This is a genomic window from Streptomyces albidochromogenes, from assembly GCF_005981925.1.
GTDB lineage: Bacteria > Actinomycetota > Actinomycetes > Streptomycetales > Streptomycetaceae > Streptomyces > Streptomyces albidochromogenes.
This window is the reverse complement of the sequence record NZ_VBVX01000055.1, coordinates 1-18,547: the sequence shown is the minus strand read 5'-3', so window position 1 is coordinate 18,547 and position 18,547 is coordinate 1. Positions and strand designations below refer to the sequence as shown.

Sequence of the window (18,547 nt, the reverse complement as noted above, 5' to 3'; positions counted from 1 at the left end):
TGGGATGTCCCCGACCGCTTCCGACCCTACCTCTACGGGGCGCTGTGAGTGACATCGAACGGGCGCCGACATGGCCCGGCGGCCCGTACTCCCCAGTAGGGATACGGGCCGCCGGGACCTGCGGTCTTCCGGAAGCGGCTACGCACAGTCAGCGGAAGGCCGGCGCCGGGGTCAGCGCCGCAGGGAACTCAGCGCCTTCCCGAGAAGCGCCGCCCGCTCCGCGGCACCCGGCACGTGCTCCAGGCCGAAGCCGAAGAGGACGGTGTCACGGGTAGTGACCGCCGCGTAGGACTTGAACAGCTCGCCCGAGCGGGCCCAGTCGCCGCCGACGGCGGGAGTCCCGGCCGGGGACCCGGGGACCGTCCAGGCGCCGAGCGACGTCTCGAAGCCCTCGCTCTCCTTGTCCGCGCCCGCGACGGTCAGCCGCGCGTCGTCGGCGAAGACGCCGCGGCCGCCGCTGCCCGGGTCGGTGATGGAGCTGAGCGCCAGCTCGACCTTCTTGCCCGCGTAGGGGCTCAGGTCGAAGGCGACCTGCTTCCAGCCGCCGGACGATCCGGTGAAGCTGTTCCAGGCGCCGCTGGTTCCGGTCGCCTTGCAGCCGCCCGCCTCCAGGGTGAGGTAGTGGCGCAGGAAGGGGTGGCCGTTGATGAAGTAGCCCTGGTCGCACTCGGCCGGGACGGCGTTCGTGGTGGCGCCGCCCGCCTCGGGGAGCGTCGTCCAGTCGTCGGCGCCCTCCGTGTGCGCCTCCAGGACCGCGTGGTCGTACGCGGTCTCGGTGTTCCAGTTGAGGGCGAGCCGCAGCTGCGGCTTGTCCGCGGCGCTCACGCCGGTGAGGTCGACCGTACGGGAGAGGCGCTTCCAGTCGCCGTCCTCGTGCGCGGCGGCGGCCATCCACTGGCCCGCGTACGGGGCGTACGGATTGACGACGCCCGTGAACCGGCCCGCGTGCGCGCTCCGGAACTGCGGGAACCGATCCGCCGGCAGCGTGTCGGAGGTGACGGTGTACGCGCCGGCCGCGTCCAGCGGATTGCCGGGCGCTCCGATGAGCGGGGCGTCCGTTCCCGTGAGCGTTCCCGTGCCGGTGAACCCGGTGGCTCCGGCGGCGTTCGCGCGGCCGTAGGCGCCGAGGTAGTACTGGCTGAAGTCGTTCGTGATCGCCGGGCCGACCACCGCGTTGCCGCCCGCCAGTTCACCGGCCTCGACCAGTTTGCCGCCCTCGTTCAGGAACGCCCGTACGGCCAGCTGGGTGGGGCCGGTGGGCGCCTTGGCGCCGGTGTAGTGGACCGCGGTGCGGAAGTGGGAGAGGACGCCGAGCGCGTGCGGCGCGCCCTGGGCGGCGACGTCCCAGACGACGGCGGCGCGGCCGTTCGCCCGGAGCGCGTCCACGTACTTCTGGGCGTGCTGCGCGGGGGCGCCCTCTTCGGCGATCACCAGGGTGTCCGCCCGGGAGCGCTCCGCGACGGTGTACGTGAAGTGCTCACTGGCGGTGCGCTTGCCGGCCTTGGTGCGTCCGGTGAACCACACCTCCACCGTGTCGCCCGGTTCGGCGTCCTCGACCTCGGCGCGGTACTCGTCGAACCAGAGGTTGTCCTCACCTCCGTACGTCTCACCGCCCTTCCAGCGCTTCAGGTCCTCGTCGTGCGTACGGCTGCCGTTGATCCGGTAGTTGAGCTCCTTGTCGCGTACGGACCTGCGGGCCGTCACGGCGACCTCCTGGTCACCGCCCCGCGCGTAGGAGGTCTTGAAGGTGTCGGGGGTGAAGTCGGGGGCGTCCATGCCGACGGCCGAGGACGGCCGGTCGGGGTGCGCGGCGGTCTCGGCCACGGACAGCGCGAAGGGAACGTTCTTGGCGAACTCCGCCTGGATCAGCTTCTCGTCGTCGGGGAAGTTGAACCCGGACTGGCAGTCCTCGGGCTTCCACCGGTCGTCGGGGTCGATGTTCGACGCCGTCTGGCAGGTGGTCATCTCGGGGGTGAACATCATCGTGCCGTTGACGTTGGCGGCGTGTCCGTCGGCCTCGCCGTTGGTGGTGTAGAGCTCGGAGGAGACCTGCGGGTGGTACCCGGGAACGGCGGGCTTCTCGGGCGTTCCCGCGAGCGCCTTGTAGAGCACGTCGTCCGGGGTGGGCGTGGCGACCTGCCAGCCGACTCCGTAGAGGATCAGTTCGGCGGCGGAGTGGTAGTTGATGCCGTACTCGAATCCGATGCGCTTCTGGAACCGGTCGAGCACCCGGGTCTCGGGCTCGGACATCGGGGACGCGCCGCGGTAGGTGGCGCTGGCCGGATTCGGCGACGAACCCTCGTTGTCGTAGCCCCACTTGTAGGCGAAGTTGCGGTTGAGGTCGACGCCGTCGGCGGGGGTGTACTTGCCGTCCCCGTCGATGTCGCGCATGTTCTTGCGCCAGAGGCGGTCGCCGGCCGCGTCGTGGGTCCAGTCGTACCCGTCCGGGTTGGCGGAGAGCACGAACCACAGCTCGGTGGAGTCCACGATCCTGGTGACGCGGCGGTCCTTGCCGTACCGGTCCAGGTAGTGGTGCATCAGCCGCCGGGTCATCTCGGGGGTGATCCACTCACGGGCGTGCTGGTTGGACATGTACAGCACGGAGGGCTTGGCGCCGTCCTTGGTCTTCTTCGCGCCCTTGGTGAGCTTGAGGGCGAGGATGTCCTTGCCCTGGAGGGTCTTGCCGATGGAGACGACCTTGGTGAGGTCCGGGTGCGCCTGGCCGGTCCTGACGATCTCCTCCTGGAGATTGCCCTTGCCGCTGTACGGGCGGTAGACGCCGTCCCCGGCCGCGGCGAGGCGGGATTCCGTCTTCGCCGAGACCTTGCGCTCAGTGAGGTTCCTGACGCCCTTGCCGGCCAGTTCCGCGGCCTGGGCGTCGGTGAGGAAGAGCTCGACGCGCGCGGTGCCCTTCTCCGGTGCGCGTTCGCCCATCTCGTGGGCGTCCTGGCCGGCCGCGAGGAGCAGCGGAATCTGCTCCTTCGTGACGTCGGCGTTGAACACCTTGACGGCGTCCGCGCCCGCGTCGGTCCCGGCGCCTCGTGTCCCCTCGGCCTGTGCGGCGGGTGCCACCGTCACGCCGCCGATGAGCAATGCGCCCGCTGCGAGGATCGATCTCGCTCTGCGTCTCATGAGCCCCCCTTGCCGTTGCCTGCCACGTCAGTGAACAGACGACAGGCTCATGACAGTCCATGGTCATGTCAATAGGGCGTCCCGGCGGACAGCGCCGCCGCCGGGCGCCCGCAGGGGGCGCTCCGGCGGCGGTCGTCGCGCTCAGCCGACGAGGCCGTCGGCCATTTCCTCGGTGATCGTGGACTCCGTACCGGGGATGCCCAGGTCCTGGGCCCGCTTGTCGGCCATCGCCAGCAGACGGCGGATGCGGCCGGCCACCGCGTCCTTGGTCAGCGGCGGGTCGGCCAGCGCGCCGAGCTCCTCCAGGGACGCCTGCTTGTGGTCCATGCGCAGCCGCCCGGCGGCGGCGAGGTGCTCGGGCACCTCCTCGCCGAGGATCTCCAGCGCGCGCCCGACCCGGGCGCCCGCGGCGACCGCGGCCCGCGCGGAGCGGCGCAGGTTGGCGTCGTCGAAGTTGGCGAGGCGGTTGGCGGTGGCGCGGACCTCGCGGCGCATCCGCCGCTCCTCCCAGGCCAGCACCGACTCGTGCGCGCCGAGGCGGGTCAGCAGGGCGCCGATCGCGTCACCGTCCCGTACGACGACCCGGTCCACGCCCCGCACCTCGCGCGCCTTCGCGCCGATGGAGAGCCTGCGGGCGGCGCCGACGAGGGCGAGGGCGGCCTCGGGCCCCGGGCAGGTGACCTCCAGCGAGGACGAGCGGCCCGGCTCGGTGAGCGAGCCGTGCGCGAGGAACGCGCCGCGCCAGGCGGCCTCGGCGTCGCAGGTGGCGCCGGAGACGACCTGCGGGGGCAGACCGCGGATCGGACGGCCGCGGCCGTCGACCAGCCCGGTCTGGCGTGCGAGCTGATCACCGCCCGCCACCACCCGTACGAGGTAACGGGAGCCGCGCCGCAGTCCGCTCGGCGCCATCACCACCAGCTCCGAGTGGTGCCCGAAGATCTCCAGGATGTCCTTCTTGAGTCTGCGGGCCGCGAAGCTCACATCCAGCTCCGCCTCGATCACGATCCGGCCGCTCACCAGGTGCAGCCCGCCCGCGAACCGAAGAATCGCCGAGACCTCCGCCTTCCTGCAGCAGGTCCGGGTGACGGGGAGCCGGGAGATCTCATCCTTCACCGCTGCCGTCATCGCCATGGGCCGATCCTTCCATGCATCCGAAAAATACGGTCGTACGCGGCGGCCAACAGCTCCGGATCGTGCTTCGGGGAACCGTCGGGCGCGGCGACCGGCGCCAGCTCGACCGCGGCGCCGAGCCGCTTGGCGGCATCGGCGAGGGACTCGCGGTCGGGCACGGCAGCCTCGTCGGCCAACACCACGTCCAGGGCGAGTTTAGGGGCGTGTCGTCCCAAAACCTCCAAATGACGCTGCGGAGAGAAGCCATCGGTTTCTCCGGGTTGCGGCGCGAGGTTCAAGGACAGCACCCGGCGGGCCTTCGTCTCGACGAGCGCGTCGAGCAGCTCGGGCACCAGGAGGTGCGGAATCACCGAGGAGAACCAGGACCCCGGCCCGAGCACCACCCAGTCCGCGTCGAGCACGGCGGCGACGGCTTCCGGGACGGCCGGCGGCCCCTGCGGCACGAGGTGCACGGACTGCACCTCACCCGGGGTGAGCGCCACGGTCGCCTGGCCGCGCACGGTGTCCACGTCGTCCGGGCGCAGGGGATCGTGCCCCCGTACGAGCGCCTGGAGCTCCAGGGGCACGGCGGACATGGGCAGCACCCGGCCGTGCGCGCCCAGCAGCCTGCCGACCAGGTCGAGGGCCTGGACGTGGTCGCCGAGCTGCTCCCACAGCGCGACGATCAGCAGGTTCCCGACCGCGTGCTCGTGCAGGTCCCCGCGGCTGGAGAAGCGGTGCTGGATGACGCGCGACCAGGTCTGCCCCCAGTCGTCGTCCCCGCACAGCGCCGCGAGCGCCTTGCGCAGGTCGCCCGGGGGCAGTACGCCCAGTTCGTCGCGCAGCCGCCCGCTGGAGCCGCCGTCGTCGGCGACCGTGACCACCGCGGTCAGGTCGCCGGTGATGCGGCGCAGCGCCGTCAGGGACGCGGACAGGCCCATGCCGCCGCCGAGGGCGACGACCTTGGGCTGGGCGCCGCGCTTGCGCTGCGGCCGCGCGGCATCACCGCCGCGCAGCCGCCGCAGGCGGAAATTGCGTCCGGTCACTCGCGCCCCATGTCCCGGTGCACGAGGACGGTCTCCACGCCTTCCGAGGACAGGCGCGCGGCCAGCTTCTCCGACATGGCCACGCTGCGGTGCTTGCCGCCCGTACAGCCGACGGCGATGGTCACGTAGCGCTTGCCCTCGCGGCGGTAGCCGGCCGCGATGAGCTGGAGCAGCTCGGTGTACTGGTCGAGGAACTCCTTGGCGCCCGGCTGGTTGAAGACGTAGCCGGAGACCTCTTCGTTGAGGCCGGTGAAGGGGCGCAGCTCCGGGACCCAGTGAGGGTTCGGCAGGAAGCGGCAGTCGACGACGAGGTCGGCGTCGACCGGCAGGCCGTACTTGTAGCCGAACGACATCACCGTGGCGCGCAGCTGCGGCTCGTCGTCGCCCGCGAACTGGGCGTCCATCTTGGCCCGCAGTTCGTGGACGTTGAGGCTGGAGGTGTCGATGACCAGGTCGGCGTCGCCGCGCAGCTCGCGCAGCAGGTCGCGCTCGGCCGCGATGCCGTCGGTGATCCGGCCGTCGCCCTGGAGAGGGTGCGGGCGGCGTACGGACTCGAAACGGCGTACCAGGGCGTCGTCCGAGGACTCCAGGAAGACGATCCGCCGGGTGACCTCCTTGGCGTCCAGGTCCGCCAGGGACTCGCGGAGGTTGTCGAAGAAGCGCCGGCCCCGGACGTCCACGACGACGGCGATGCGGGCGACATTGCCCTGCGAGCGGGCGCCGAGCTCCACCATGGTGGGGATCAGCGCGGGCGGCAGGTTGTCGACGACGAACCAGCCGAGGTCTTCGAGGCACTTCGCGGCGGTGCTGCGGCCGGCTCCCGACATGCCCGAGATGATCACCAGCTCGGGGATGGCCTGCTCGGCCGCCTCACCGTTGTGCCCGTTGTGCCCGGTCTCGCCGGATTCCCCGGTCGTGCCCGTACTCACGTGTGCTCCGTCTCCGTCGTGCTCGGTCATACCTGCTGCCCCCGTTCCGGCGGGGAGACCGCGGGTGCGACCGCCGCGGTGTCCTCGTCGTCTTCAATGATCTCTCCTGTCGCCGTGTTCACGGCGGGTGCGGCGGGTGCCGCCTGCGCGAGGAACGCGGCGACGGTCTCGGCCGTCTTGCGGCCTATCCCCGGAACCTCGCAGATCTGGTCGATTGTGGCGGACCGCAGCTTCTTCACCGAACCGAAATGCTTGATCAGCGCGAGTTTGCGGGTCTCGCCGAGGCCGGGGACGTCGTCGAGCGGGCCCGCCCTGAAGCGCTTGGCCCGCTTGGTGCGCTGGTAGCGGATGGCGAAGTCGTGAGCCGTGTCACGCACCCGCTGGAGGAGGTAGAGGCCCTCGCTGCTGCGGGGCAGCACGACCGGGTCGTCCTCGCCAGGCACCCAGACCTCTTCGAGGCGCTTGGCGAGGCCGCAGACGGCCACGTCGTCGATGCCGAGCTCGTCGAGGGCGCGCTGGGCGGCGGCCACCTGCGGCTGCCCGCCGTCGACGACGACGAGCTGCGGCGGGTACGCGAAACGCTTCGGCCTGCCGTCGTCCTCCGCGCCCGGGTCCGGCTCGGCGGGGACCTCCCCCGCCCCGTTCTCCTGGATCCACTCCCCCGTCTTCTCCTTCTCCTGGAGATAGCGCCGGAAGCGACGTGTGAGCACCTCGTGCATGGACCGGACATCGTCCTGGCCCTCGAAGGTCTTGATCTGGAAGCGGCGGTACTCGCTCTTGCGGGGCAGTCCGTCCTCGAAGACGACCATCGAGGCCACCACGTCGTCGCCCTGGAGGTGGGAGATGTCGAAGCACTCGATGCGCAGCGGGGCGGAGTCCAGGCCGAGGGCCTCCGCGATCTCCTCCAGGGCGCGGGAGCGGGTGGTCAGGTCGGACGCGCGCTTGGTCTTGTGCAGGACGAGGGCCTGCTGGGCGTTGCGCTGGACCGTCGCCATGAGGTCCTTCTTGTCGCCGCGCTGCGGGATGCGCAGCGACACGTTCGAGCCGCGCCGCGCCGCGAGCCACTGCGACACCGCCGGGGCGTCCTCGGGCATGGCGGGGACGAGGACCTCCTTGGGCACCGCGTCGCCCTGCTCCTCGCCGTACAGCTGCTGGAGCGCGTGCTCGACGAGGCCCGCCGTGTCGACGGCCTCGACCTTGTCGGTGACCCAGCCGCGCTGGCCCCGGACCCGCCCGCCGCGTACGTGGAAGATCTGCACGGCGGCTTCCAGCTCGTCCTCGGCGAGGGCGATCAGGTCGGCGTCGGTGGCGTCGTTGAACACCACCGCGTTCTTCTCCAGGGCGCGGCGCAGGGCCCCTATGTCGTCGCGCAGACGGGCGGCCCTCTCGTACTCCATGTCCTCGGCGGCCTCGTGCATCTCCTGCTCGATGCGCTTGAGGTACTGGCCCGTGCGGCCGGCCATGAAGTCGCAGAAGTCCTCGGCCAGTTTGCGGTGCTCGTCGGGGGTGACGCGCCCCACACAGGGGGCGGAGCACTTGCCGATGTAACCGAGGAGGCAGGGGCGGCCGGTCCTGGCGGCGTTCTTGAAGACTCCGGCCGAGCAGGTGCGCACCGGGAAGACGCGCAGCATCAGGTCGACGGTCTCGCGGATCGCCCAGGCGTGTCCGTACGGGCCGAAGTAGCGCACGCCCTTCTTCTTGGGGCCGCGCATGACCTGGACGCGGGGGAACTCCTCGCCCATCGTCACGGCCAGCGACGGATAGCTCTTGTCGTCGCGGTACTTGACGTTGAAGCGGGGGTCGAACTCCTTGATCCAGGAGTACTCCAGCTGGAGCGCCTCCACCTCGGTGGAGACGACCGTCCACTCGACGGACGCCGCCGTGGTGACCATGGTGCGGGTGCGCGGGTGCAGATTGGCCAGGTCCTGGAAGTACGAGGAGAGCCGCGGGCGCAGGCTCTTCGCCTTCCCGACGTAGATCACCCGGCGGTGCTCGTCGCGGAATTTGTAGACCCCCGGCGAGTCGGGGATCTGTCCCGGCTTGGGGCGGTAGCTGGAGGGGTCTGCCATGCCTCACACCCTACTTGCGGGCAGTGACAACGCGGGTGCGGCCGGGGCGGCGCCCGGTGTCCGGAGCGCCTCCCGACGGCCGGGAGGACGCGGGCCCGTCCGGGGCGCCCCTCAGGCGTCCGGGCTGCCCGTCGCCGCGCCCGTGACCAGGTTCCCGCCCTCGACCCTGACCGGGATCTCGGGCAGCGCCACGGTCGCCGGGCCCTGGAGCGCCTCGCCGGTCGTCACGTCGAAACGGCTGCCGTGGCAGGGGCAGTTGCCCTCGAGCTTCTCGATCTTGTCGAGGACACATCCCGCGTGGGTGCACTGGGCGCTGAACGCCTTGTACTTCCCCTCGGCCGGGCAGCTCACGAGTATCCGCTGCTCGCGGTAGAGCTTGGCACCGCCCACCGGCACCTCGTCCGCCGCACCGAGGTTCACGGGCGCGGACGGCAGCGGCTTGGCGTGGCCGAGCTTCGACTCGGTGGAGCAGGCGGCCGCGCCCAGTCCGGCCGCGCCGGCGAGGACGACGCCCTTCAGCACGGTGCGGCGGGGGGCAGACTGGCCGGACATGCGCTCTCCACTGGTCAGGGGGGTGGGTGACGTACCCGACGATACCGGCGGACATCCGCGGCCCTCGCGGGGGCTGTCCCCGGCGGGCGGCGATGGGTTACGTTCGGGCGCGTGATCGTCGTCGCCGGAGAGTCCCTGATCGACCTGGTGCCGCAGGGGACGGGCGCCCTGGCGCCCTTGTCGCCGCGGCCGGGCGGCGGCCCGTACAACACCGCTGTGGCCCTGGGACGCCTGGGGTCGGACGTCGCGTTCTGCTCCCGGGTCTCGACGGACGGATTCGGCGAGGCCCTGGTCGACGGGCTGCGGGCGGCCGGTGTGGACACCTCGCTGGTGCAGCGCGGTCCCGAGCCGACGACGCTGGCGGTGGCGACGCTGGGCGCGGACGGGTCCGCCGGGTACGGCTTCTACGCGCAGGGCAGCGCGGACCGCCTCTTCGCCCTCCCGGCCGCCCTTCCCCCGGACGCGCGGGCCGTGGCGCTCGGCACCTGCTCGCTGGTCCTGGAGCCGGGGGCGAGCGCGTACGAGGCACTGCTGCGGCGTGAGGCGGAGCGCGGGCTGTTCACCCTGCTCGACCCCAACATCAGGCCCGGTCTGATCCCGGACGCGAACGCCTACCGCGCCCGCTTCCGCAGCTGGCTGCCCCATGTCTCGCTGCTGAAGGTGTCGCAGGAGGACGCGCGATGGCTGGGCGGGTCCGTGGAGGAGTGGCTCGCGGCCGGCCCGGCGGCCGTGGTGCTGACGCGGGGAGCGGGCGGCATGACGGTACGGACGCGGGGCGGCGGGGCCGGCGTGAGCGTCCCGGCCGAGGCGGTGGACGTGGCCGACACGATCGGCGCGGGCGATACCGTGAACGCGGCGCTGCTGCACCGGCTGCGCGCCCACGGCGCCCTGTCGGCGCGGGCTTCGGCCGCGCTCCCGGCCGATGCCTGGGCCGACATCCTGGCTTTCGCGGCCCGCGCCGCCGCGATCACGTGCTCGCGCCCGGGCGCGGACCCTCCGTACGCGGCGGAACTGGAGCCGTAACCGGGCCGCGGCCCCGTGCGACGCGCGCGGCCCCTCACCCGGGAACGGGTGAGGGGCCGCTCAGCTGCCGTGCTGGGCTGTCACGCCTTGCGGGAGCGTGCCGCCTTTGCCGCGGCGGTCGTACCGGGCGCCTTCTTGGCGGCGGCCGTGCGGGCCGTCGCGGTCTTCTTCGCCGGGGCCGACTTCGCCGCCGCCACCGCCTTCTTCGCGGGTGCCTTCTTCGCCGGCGCCTTCTTCTTCGCCGGCGTCGCGTCGCTCACCCGGTCGCCCAGGATGTCCCTGAGGAACTTGCCCGTGTGGCTGGTGGGCACGGCGGCCACCTGCTCGGGCGTGCCCTCGGCGACCACCATGCCGCCGCCGCTGCCGCCTTCGGGACCCATGTCGACGACCCAGTCGGCGGTCTTGATGACGTCCATGTTGTGCTCGATGACGATCACCGAGTTGCCCTTGTCGACCAGGCCCGACAGCACCTTGATGAGCTTCGAGATGTCCTCGAAGTGCAGACCCGTGGTCGGCTCGTCCAGGACGTACACCGTGCGGCCCGTGGAGCGCTTCTGAAGCTCGGAGGCGAGCTTCACGCGCTGCGCCTCACCGCCCGAGAGCGTCGGCGCGGACTGTCCGAGGCGGACGTACCCGAGGCCCACCTCGGTGAGGGTCCTCAGGTGACGGGCGATCGTCGGGACGGCCTCGAAGAAGTCCAGGGCCTCCTCGATCGGCATGTCCAGCACCTCGGCGATGGACTTGCCCTTGTAGTGGACCTCCAGGGTCTCCCGGTTGTAGCGCGCCCCGTGGCAGACCTCGCAGGGGACGTACACGTCGGGCAGGAAGTTCATCTCGATCTTGATGGTGCCGTCGCCCGAGCAGTTCTCGCAGCGGCCGCCCTTGACGTTGAAGGAGAAGCGGCCCGGCAGGTAGCCGCGCACCTTCGCCTCCATCGTCTCAGCGAACAGCTTGCGCACGTTGTCGAAGACGCCGGTGTACGTCGCCGGGTTGGACCGGGGGGTCCGGCCGATCGGCGACTGGTCGACGTGGACCACCTTGTCGACCAGGTCGTCGCCCTCCACGCGCGTGTGGCGGCCCGGCACCGTGCGGGCGCCGTTGAGTTCGCGCGCCAGGTGCGTGTAGAGGATGTCGTTGACCAGCGTCGACTTTCCGGAACCGGAGACACCGGTGACGGCCGTCAGTACGCCGAGCGGGAACGACACGTCGATGTCGCGCAGGTTGTTCTCGCGGGCACCGTGCACCGTGAGCTGGCGCGACGGGTCCGTGGGGCGGCGGATGTCGGGCATCTCGATGGCCCGCTTGCCGGCCAGGTACTGGCCCGTGACGGACGCCTTGTTGTCCAGCAGCTGCTTCAGCGAGCCGCTGTGGACGACCTTGCCGCCGTGCTCGCCCGCCCCCGGACCGATGTCGACGATCCAGTCGGCCACCTTGATGGTGTCCTCGTCGTGCTCGACGACGATCAGGGTGTTGCCCATGTCGCGCAGCCGGACCAGCGTCTCGATGAGGCGGTGGTTGTCCCGCTGGTGCAGACCGATGGACGGCTCGTCCAGGACGTACAGCACGCCGACGAGGCCGGAGCCGATCTGGGTGGCGAGCCGGATGCGCTGCGCCTCGCCGCCGGACAGGGTGCCGGCCGCGCGGTTGAGCGACAGGTAGTCCAGGCCCACGTCGACCAGGAACCTCAGCCGCTCGTTGACCTCCTTGAGGACGCGCTCGGCGATCTTCTTGTCACGGGCGTTGAGCGTCAGGCGGCCCAGGAAGTCCGCGCAGTCGCTGATCGACATCGCGGCGACCTCGGCGATGGACTTCTCCATGACCGTGACCGCGAGGACGAGCGGCTTGAGACGGGTGCCGTTGCAGGTGGGGCAGTGCACCTCGCGCATGTAGCCCTCGAAGCGCTCCCGGCTGGAGTCGCTCTCGGCCTCGGAGTGCCTCCGCTTGACGAACGGCACGGCGCCCTCGAAGGACGTGGTGTACGCCCGCTCGCGGCCGTACCTGTTGCGGTAGCGGACCTCGATCTGCGTCTTGTGGCCGTGCAGCAGTGCCTTCTTGGCGCGCTGCGGGAGCCCCGCCCACGGGATGTCCGTACGGAAGCCGAGGGCGTCGGCGAGCGCGCCGACGAGGCGCGCGAAGTAGTCCTTGGTGTGCCCGTGGGACCACGGGTTGATCGCGCCCTCGTCGAGGGACTTGTCCTCGTCCGGGACGATCAGCTCCGGGTCGACCTCCATGCGCGTGCCGATGCCGGTGCAGTCGGGGCAGGCGCCGAAGGGCGAGTTGAAGGAGAACGACCGGGGCTCCAGCTCCTCGAACGACAGGTCGTCGTACGTGCAGTAGAGGTGCTCGGAGTACATCCGCTCGCGGTCGGGGTCGTCCGCGGGGAGGTCGACGAAGTCGAGGATGACCATGCCGCCGGCCAGGCCGAGGGCGGTCTCCACCGAGTCGGTGAGCCGGCGCTTGGCGCTCTCCTTCACCGTCAGGCGGTCGATGACCACCTCGATGGTGTGCTTCTCCTGCTTCTTCAGCTTGGGCGGCTCGCTGAGCTGGATGGTCTCGCCGTCCACGCGCGCGCGGCTGTAGCCCTTGGTCTGGAGGTCGGCGAACAGGTCGACGAACTCGCCCTTGCGCTCGCGCACCAGGGGCGACAGGACCTGGAAGCGGCTGCCCTCGGGCAGTTCCAGCACCTTGTCGACGATGGCCTGCGGCGACTGGCGCGAGATCGGCCGGCCGCACTCGGGACAGTGCGGCTTGCCGATACGGGCGAACAGCAGGCGGAGGTAGTCGTAGACCTCCGTGATGGTGCCGACCGTCGAGCGCGGGTTGCGCGAGGTCGACTTCTGGTCGATGGACACCGCGGGCGACAGGCCCTCGATGAAGTCCACGTCGGGCTTGTCCATCTGGCCCAGGAACTGACGGGCGTAGGAGGAGAGCGACTCGACGTACCGGCGCTGCCCCTCGGCGAAGATCGTGTCGAACGCGAGGGACGACTTGCCCGACCCCGAGAGCCCGGTGAACACGATGAGGGAGTCACGCGGGAGGTCGAGCGAGACGTTCTTGAGGTTGTGCTCGCGAGCGCCACGAACGATGAGACGGTCGGCCACGCCGGTCCGCACCTTTCTTGAGAGAGGCAGAGAGGACTGAGCCCCCCGGGTGTTCAGACTATGGGGGTAACCACAGCGATGTCGTAAGGATTCCTGATGCCTCTGACGAGCGTATAGCACGTGCATTCGAATTACGGCCTCGCCTGAACGGCTTCACCCGATCGTGTGACCGGGACTATCGTCGGCGCCATGAACGATCACGTGCGCGACCTGGCCTCTGTACGCGAAGCGACCGACCGGCTTCTCGCCGCGACCGGCAAACTGGACAACGCCGACGTGACGCAACCGTCACGGCTGCCGGGCTGGACCCGCGGCCACGTGCTGGCCCACCTGGCCCGCAACGCGGACGCCCTGGTGAACGTCCTGGAAGGCCGGCCGATGTACGAGAGCGCCGAGGCGCGCGAGGCCGACATCGAGCGCGACGCCGCCCGCCCGCTCGCCGCGCAGCAGGAGGACGTGCGCGACAGCGCGGCCCGGTTCGACGCGACGGCCGCCGTTCCCGCCGACTGGTCCCGTACGGTCGCCCTGCGCAACGGCGTCACCGACTCCGCCTCGCGCCTCCCCTTCCGCCGCCTCGTCGAGGTCGAGCTGCACCACGTCGACCTGGGCATCGGGTACGAGCTGGAGGACCTGCCCGAGGAGTTCACGGGGCGCGAGATCGCGTTTCTCGCGGACCGCTTCGCCGGGCACCCCGACGTGCCCGCGATCGCGCTGGCGGCCACGGGCGGAGGGCAGTGGCGTACCGGAAGCGCCGAAGGTGATCCCGTGCACGTCACCGGCGGCGCTCCGGACCTGCTGGGCTGGCTCGCGGGCCGGCGCGACGGCGCCGCCCTCGACACCGCCGGCGCCCCGCTGCCCGCACTGCCCCCGCTATAGGCTGACCCCATGACGTACAGCGGAGCGGTGAAGGTCGGCGGTCCTGCGAACGTGCACGAGCTCGCGGACCTGATGATCTCCAAGGTCGCGGTCGGTTCCATGAACAACAACGCGTACCTGCTGCGCTGCCGCCACACCGGGGAGCAGCTGCTGATCGACGCGGCCGCCGACCCGCGCACGCTGCTGAGCCTGATCGGTGACGACGGCATCGCGTCCGTCGTCACCACCCACCGCCACGGCGACCACTGGCAGGCCCTCGCCGACGTCGTGGCGGCGACGGGGGCCCGCACGTACGCGGGCCGGTACGACGCCGAGGGCATCCCCGTCGCGACCGACGTGCTGCTGGACGACGGCGACACCGTGCGCGTCGGACGCGCCGAACTCACCGCCCGGCACCTGGCGGGCCACACCCCGGGCTCCGTCGCCCTCGTGTACGACGACCCGCACGGGCACCCGCACGTCTTCACCGGCGACTGCCTCTTCCCGGGCGGCGTGGGCAACACGTGGAAGGATCCCGAGGCGTTCGCGAGCCTCATCCGTGACGTCGAGGACAAGCTCTTCGGCGCGCTCCCCGACGAGACCTGGGTCTACCCCGGACACGGCAACGACACCACGCTCGGGAACGAGCGCCCGCACCTGCCGGAGTGGCGCGAGCGCGGCTGGTAGAGGCGCCGTACCGCGTGCTCCCTCGCTCGGTGGAGTGACAGGGCGCGCGAGCCGGTACGACTACTTCCGTGCGCCCCACAACCCCCTGTGCGGTCGGGTAGTTGTGGCCGCATGCGCCAGGAACGCCCTCCCTCACCTCCCTCCATGACTCGCCTCGCCGCCGCGTCGCTCGCCGGAACGGCCGTCGAGTTCTACGACTTCTTCGTCTACGGAACAGCCGCCGCGCTCGTTCTCGGACCGCTCTTCTTCCCGACCTTCTCGCCGCTCGCGGGAACGCTCGCGGCGTTCGGCACCTTCGCTGTCGGTTTCATTTCACGACCGCTCGGTTCTGTCGTCTTCGGGCACATCGGAGACCGTTACGGACGCCGTCCTGTCCTGTTCGCATCCCTGTTGCTCACGGGAATCGCGACCGTGGCCGTCGGCTGCGTACCGACGTACGGATCGATCGGAGTGGCGGCGCCCGCGCTCCTGCTCGTACTGCGCTTCCTCCAGGGACTCGGACTCGGCGGCGAGTGGGGCGGCGCGGTCCTGCTGACCGCCGAGCACGCCCCCGCGCACCGGCGCGGACTGTGGTCGAGCTTCCCGCAGATCGGCCCGCCGGTGGGCTTCCTCCTCGCCAACGGCATCATGCTCGCCCTCTCGGCCTCGCTGACCGACGCGCAGTTCGCCTCCTGGGGCTGGCGCGTGCCGTTCTGGGTGGCGGGGCTGCTCGCCGCCGGCGGGCTCCTGCTGCGTACATCGCTGGCCGAGACGCCGCAGTTCAAGCAGCTCAGCGAGACGGGCGAGCGGGCGAGCGCCCCTCTCGTCGAGGTAGTGCGCGACCACTGGCGGCTGGTCCTGCTGACGGCCGGCGCGCTCGCCGTCGGGTACGCCGTCTTCTATGCGGTGACGACCTGGTCCCTGGCGTACGCGACGGAACACCTGGGCGTCAGCCGTACCGTGATGCTCGCCTGCATCATGGCGGCCGTGGCGGTGACCGGCGTGGTCACTCCGTTCGTCGCGATGCTGGGCGACCGGTACGGGCGCAGGCCGCTGTGCCTGGCGGGCTGCGCGGGGGCGGCGCTTTCGATGTTCCCGATGATCGCCCTGCTCCGGACCGCGGAGCCCCCGCTGATGTTCCTCGGCTTCCTGGGAGCGCTGCTGTCGTTCATCACCATGTTCGCGGTGATCGCCGCCTATCTCCCGGAGTTGTACGAGCCGAGAGTGCGCTGCACGGGCGCGGCCGTCGGCTACAACCTGGCCGGGGTCCTCGGCGGCGCGCTGACCCCGGTGGTCGCGACGGCGGTGGCGCACGGCGACGGGCCGCCGTGGGGGGTCGCGGTGTACCTGACCGCCATCGCGCTCCTGAGCCTGGGCTGCTTCGCGCTGCTGCCGGAGACCAGGCCGGCCCCCGCGCGGGTGACGGAACCGGCCGAACCGGCCGCCGCCTGACCCCCCGCACAACGCGGAACACCGGCCGGTGCGGGCGGGCTGAGAGCTCCGCTCGCACCGGCCGGTGCCGATGTCCGTGCGTCGTGGCCGGTCAGGACTCGACGCGCTCCTTGGCGTCGTCGGACGCGGCCGGCTCGGCCGACTCGGCCTGCGCGGCCTGGTCGCGCCGCTCGGTCTTCTTGTTGGCGATGAGGCTGGTGATCGTGGTGATGATCAGCACGCCGCAGATGACCGCCAGCGAGAAGGGGATGGAGATCTCGGGAACGTGCACCCCGGACTCGTGCAGGGCGTGCAGCACCAGCTTGACGCCGATGAAGCCCAGGATGACCGACAGGCCGTAACTCAGGTGGACCAGCTTCTTGAGCAGCCCGCCGATGAGGAAGTACAGCTGCCGCAGACCCATGAGGGCGAAGGCGTTGGCGGTGAAGACGATGTACGGGTCCTGGGTGAGGCCGAAGATCGCCGGGATCGAGTCCAGCGCGAACAGCACATCGGTGGTGCCGATGGCGAGCATGACGACCATCAGGGGCGTCAGGACGCGCTTGCCGTTGTTCCGGATGAAGAGCTTCGTGCCGTGGTACCGGTCCGCGACGCCGAAACGGTTCTCGATCGACTTGAGGAGACGGTTCTCCTCGAACGCCTCTTCCTCCTCGTCGGCCCGCGCCTCCTGGATGAGCTTCCAGGCGGTGTAGATCAGGAACGCGCCGAAGATGTAGAAGATCCACGAGAAGTTGGCGATGACCGCGGCGCCGGCCGCGATGAAGATCGCCCGGAGCACCAGGGCTATCAGCACACCGATCAGCAGCACACGCTGCTGGAGGTGCGACGGCACCGAGAACTTCGCCATGATCAGGACGAAGACGAAGAGGTTGTCGACACTGAGCGACTTCTCGGTGATGAAGCCGGCGAAGAACTCACCGGACGCCTGCGCGGTGCCGAAGACCAGCAGGCCCACGCCGAAGAGGACGGCCAGCACGATCCAGACGACCGTCCAGATGCCGGCTTCCTTGATCGACACGTCATGCGGCTTGCGCCCGATGAGGAAGTCGACTGCGATCAGGGCGACCAGACCAAGAATGGTCAGCACCCAAAGGGTCATTGAAACGTCCACTGCGCCTCCGGCAGATAGCTACGGCATCTCACTCAGCGTCGTCGCTGCCGGAGGTCTCTTCCACCCGAGCGCGTGTCCGTGCGACTCGGGCCGACGCCCCGGGACCGATGGCGGTCCGTATTGACGGGTACGTCGCAGCCGGGAGTACTCCCCTCCGCTCCTCGAAGGGTACAGGAACACCCAAGAGAAGGTAAAGGGATGGGTAAAGCACTCCCAAAAGTGCCGGTCAGTAGGGCAGTGACCGCCTCGCCGCCGCGACCTGCGCGAGCACCTGCCGTACCACCCGGCTGCCCGCCGGAGGCAGCAGCGGCTCGTACGTCCAGGTGTGCCCGACCCACGGGTCGACGAGGTGGTCGTCGGGCACCGGAGTGACGCGGAGCAACGCTCGCCACAGCGGGTCGAGGACCGGCCCGTACGCGCCGGCGTCCTCGCGGTCGGCGACCATCATCAGGTGGACGCCGACCGCCGGGCCCTCGTCGGCCAGGTAGCGGAGCTGGGTCACGGCGCGGTCGTCGAAGCCGTGCGGGAAGTCGTTGACGATCAGCAGTTGCTCCGCCGTGTCCAGGCCGGGCGGGAGCGCGTCGGTCGCCCCGCCGCGGACCGCCATCTGCACCAGCTCCACCCGCTGGGTGAGCTTGGCCAGCACCGCCGCCACGCCCTGGGCGCCGGCCGCCGGCGGGGCGGCGAGCACGCCGGACTCGGTCAGCGGCGCGAGGGCGGGCGCGCCCGTGCCCGCCGGGTCGATGACATGGACGGTGAACTCGCCCGCCGGGTAGACCGCCAGCAGCCGTGCGGCGTGCGCGGCGGCGGTCTCCATGGCGGCCGCCCGCAGCTGGCCGGACTCCATCATCAGCGCGGCCTCGGATCCGGAGCGGCCGCTGTCGATCCACAGTCCGCGCTCCAGCGGCAGCCGTACCAGCATGGGAATGCGCAGGTCCGGCCGCTCGGAAAGATGGAGATCACCGACGCGCAGGGCCATCGGGATCTCCATGGGGACCCGGTAGCCGTGCCAGACCGGGTTGTCCCAGGAGGCGAAGGCGGGCGGCAGGGCGGGCTCGACGACGTCCGCCTCGGCGGCGAGCTGGGCCAGGTCGCGGTCCAGCACCTCGCGGGCCCGGCCGACGAGCTCGTCGCGCTTGGCCTGGGCCGCCGCGCGGGCGGTGTCGCCCGCGGTGCCGATCCGACTGCGGGGGTCGGAGAGGGCCTTGTCGAGCTCCTGCTCCATCCGGGACTCGGCGAAGTCGACGGCGCTGCGGTACGCCGCGACCGTGCGGGCCAGGTCTTCGAACATGCCCCACACCTGGTTGTACAGCCGCTCCTCCATGGACCAGCCGGTCGCGTCACCGGCGACGGGCTGCGGGTGGCCGCCCGGCTGAGCGGGTGGCGCGGTGGGCGGCGGTGCTGGCCAAGCTCACCCAGCGGGTGGAGCTGGTGCAGATGGCGGTCCGCGGCGGGGCGACCGACGCGCTCCCGCCCGGCCTGGACACGGCGGAGCAACTGC

The 18,547-nt window shown here is 71.1% G+C and carries 12 protein-coding genes and 1 pseudogene; 4 read left to right on the top strand and 9 right to left on the bottom strand.

Translation table 11 applies throughout. The features are described from left to right. Positions 1-171: 171 nt before the first annotated feature. From E2E34_RS10420 to E2E34_RS10395, 6 genes are all read right to left on the bottom strand, one after another. Entirely contained in the window at positions 172-3,132 is a 2,961-nt protein-coding gene (locus E2E34_RS10420) for a M14 family metallopeptidase (RefSeq protein WP_138901609.1), read from the bottom strand. A 141-nt stretch (positions 3,133-3,273) separates the two neighbouring features. Continuing rightward, positions 3,274-4,263 carry a DNA-binding protein WhiA gene (gene whiA, locus E2E34_RS10415; RefSeq protein WP_028813910.1) on the bottom strand — a complete coding sequence of 330 codons (990 nt, stop codon included), beginning with the start codon at positions 4,261-4,263 and terminating at the stop codon, positions 3,274-3,276. Then, positions 4,254-5,288, bottom strand: a complete 1,035-nt coding sequence (locus E2E34_RS10410) for a gluconeogenesis factor YvcK family protein (protein WP_138901608.1) — start codon at positions 5,286-5,288, stop codon at positions 4,254-4,256. Before E2E34_RS10410 ends, whiA begins: the two co-directional genes overlap by 10 nt. Beyond that, entirely contained in the window at positions 5,285-6,247 is a 963-nt protein-coding gene (rapZ, locus tag E2E34_RS10405; RefSeq protein WP_138901607.1) for an RNase adapter RapZ, read from the bottom strand. The genes E2E34_RS10410 and rapZ overlap by 4 nt, the downstream gene beginning before the upstream one ends. Then, the gene (gene uvrC, locus E2E34_RS10400) at positions 6,244-8,286 is read right to left on the bottom strand and encodes an excinuclease ABC subunit UvrC (protein WP_138901606.1); all 2,043 of its coding nucleotides are present in this window, start codon (positions 8,284-8,286) and stop codon (positions 6,244-6,246) included. Before uvrC ends, rapZ begins: the two co-directional genes overlap by 4 nt. A gap of 111 nt (positions 8,287-8,397) precedes the next feature. After that, positions 8,398-8,838, bottom strand: a complete 441-nt coding sequence (locus E2E34_RS10395) for a Rieske (2Fe-2S) protein (protein ID WP_138901605.1) — start codon at positions 8,836-8,838, stop codon at positions 8,398-8,400. 111 nt (positions 8,839-8,949) lie between these two features. Between E2E34_RS10395 and E2E34_RS10390 the strand changes: the two genes are divergently transcribed. Continuing rightward, the gene (locus E2E34_RS10390) at positions 8,950-9,861 is read left to right on the top strand and encodes a carbohydrate kinase family protein (protein WP_138901604.1); all 912 of its coding nucleotides are present in this window, start codon (positions 8,950-8,952) and stop codon (positions 9,859-9,861) included. Positions 9,862-9,941: 80 nt separating this feature from the next. Here E2E34_RS10390 and uvrA read toward each other — a convergent pair whose 3' ends face one another. Next, entirely contained in the window at positions 9,942-12,962 is a 3,021-nt protein-coding gene (gene uvrA / locus E2E34_RS10385) for an excinuclease ABC subunit UvrA (protein WP_138901603.1), read from the bottom strand. A 189-nt stretch (positions 12,963-13,151) separates the two neighbouring features. Here uvrA and E2E34_RS10380 point away from each other — a divergent pair, with 189 nt between their 5' ends. The 3 genes from E2E34_RS10380 to E2E34_RS10370 all read left to right on the top strand — a co-directional run bounded on the left by E2E34_RS10380 (position 13,152) and on the right by E2E34_RS10370 (position 15,935). Continuing rightward, the gene (locus E2E34_RS10380; RefSeq protein ID WP_138901602.1) at positions 13,152-13,838 is read left to right on the top strand and encodes a maleylpyruvate isomerase family mycothiol-dependent enzyme; all 687 of its coding nucleotides are present in this window, start codon (positions 13,152-13,154) and stop codon (positions 13,836-13,838) included. 9 nt (positions 13,839-13,847) lie between these two features. Continuing rightward, positions 13,848-14,504, top strand: a complete 657-nt coding sequence (locus E2E34_RS10375) for an MBL fold metallo-hydrolase (protein WP_138901601.1) — start codon at positions 13,848-13,850, stop codon at positions 14,502-14,504. Positions 14,505-14,648: 144 nt separating this feature from the next. Beyond that, the gene (locus E2E34_RS10370; protein WP_138901600.1) at positions 14,649-15,935 is read left to right on the top strand and encodes an MFS transporter; all 1,287 of its coding nucleotides are present in this window, start codon (positions 14,649-14,651) and stop codon (positions 15,933-15,935) included. A gap of 91 nt (positions 15,936-16,026) precedes the next feature. Here E2E34_RS10370 and E2E34_RS10365 read toward each other — a convergent pair whose 3' ends face one another. Further along, positions 16,027-17,046, bottom strand: coding sequence for a TerC family protein (locus tag E2E34_RS10365; RefSeq protein WP_244315605.1), 1,020 nt, complete (start codon positions 17,044-17,046; stop codon positions 16,027-16,029). Positions 17,047-17,272: 226 nt separating this feature from the next. Then, positions 17,273-18,451 (bottom strand): annotated as a pseudogene (locus E2E34_RS10360) (TerD family protein); the annotation flags it as partial. Positions 18,452-18,547: the final 96 nt, after the last annotated feature.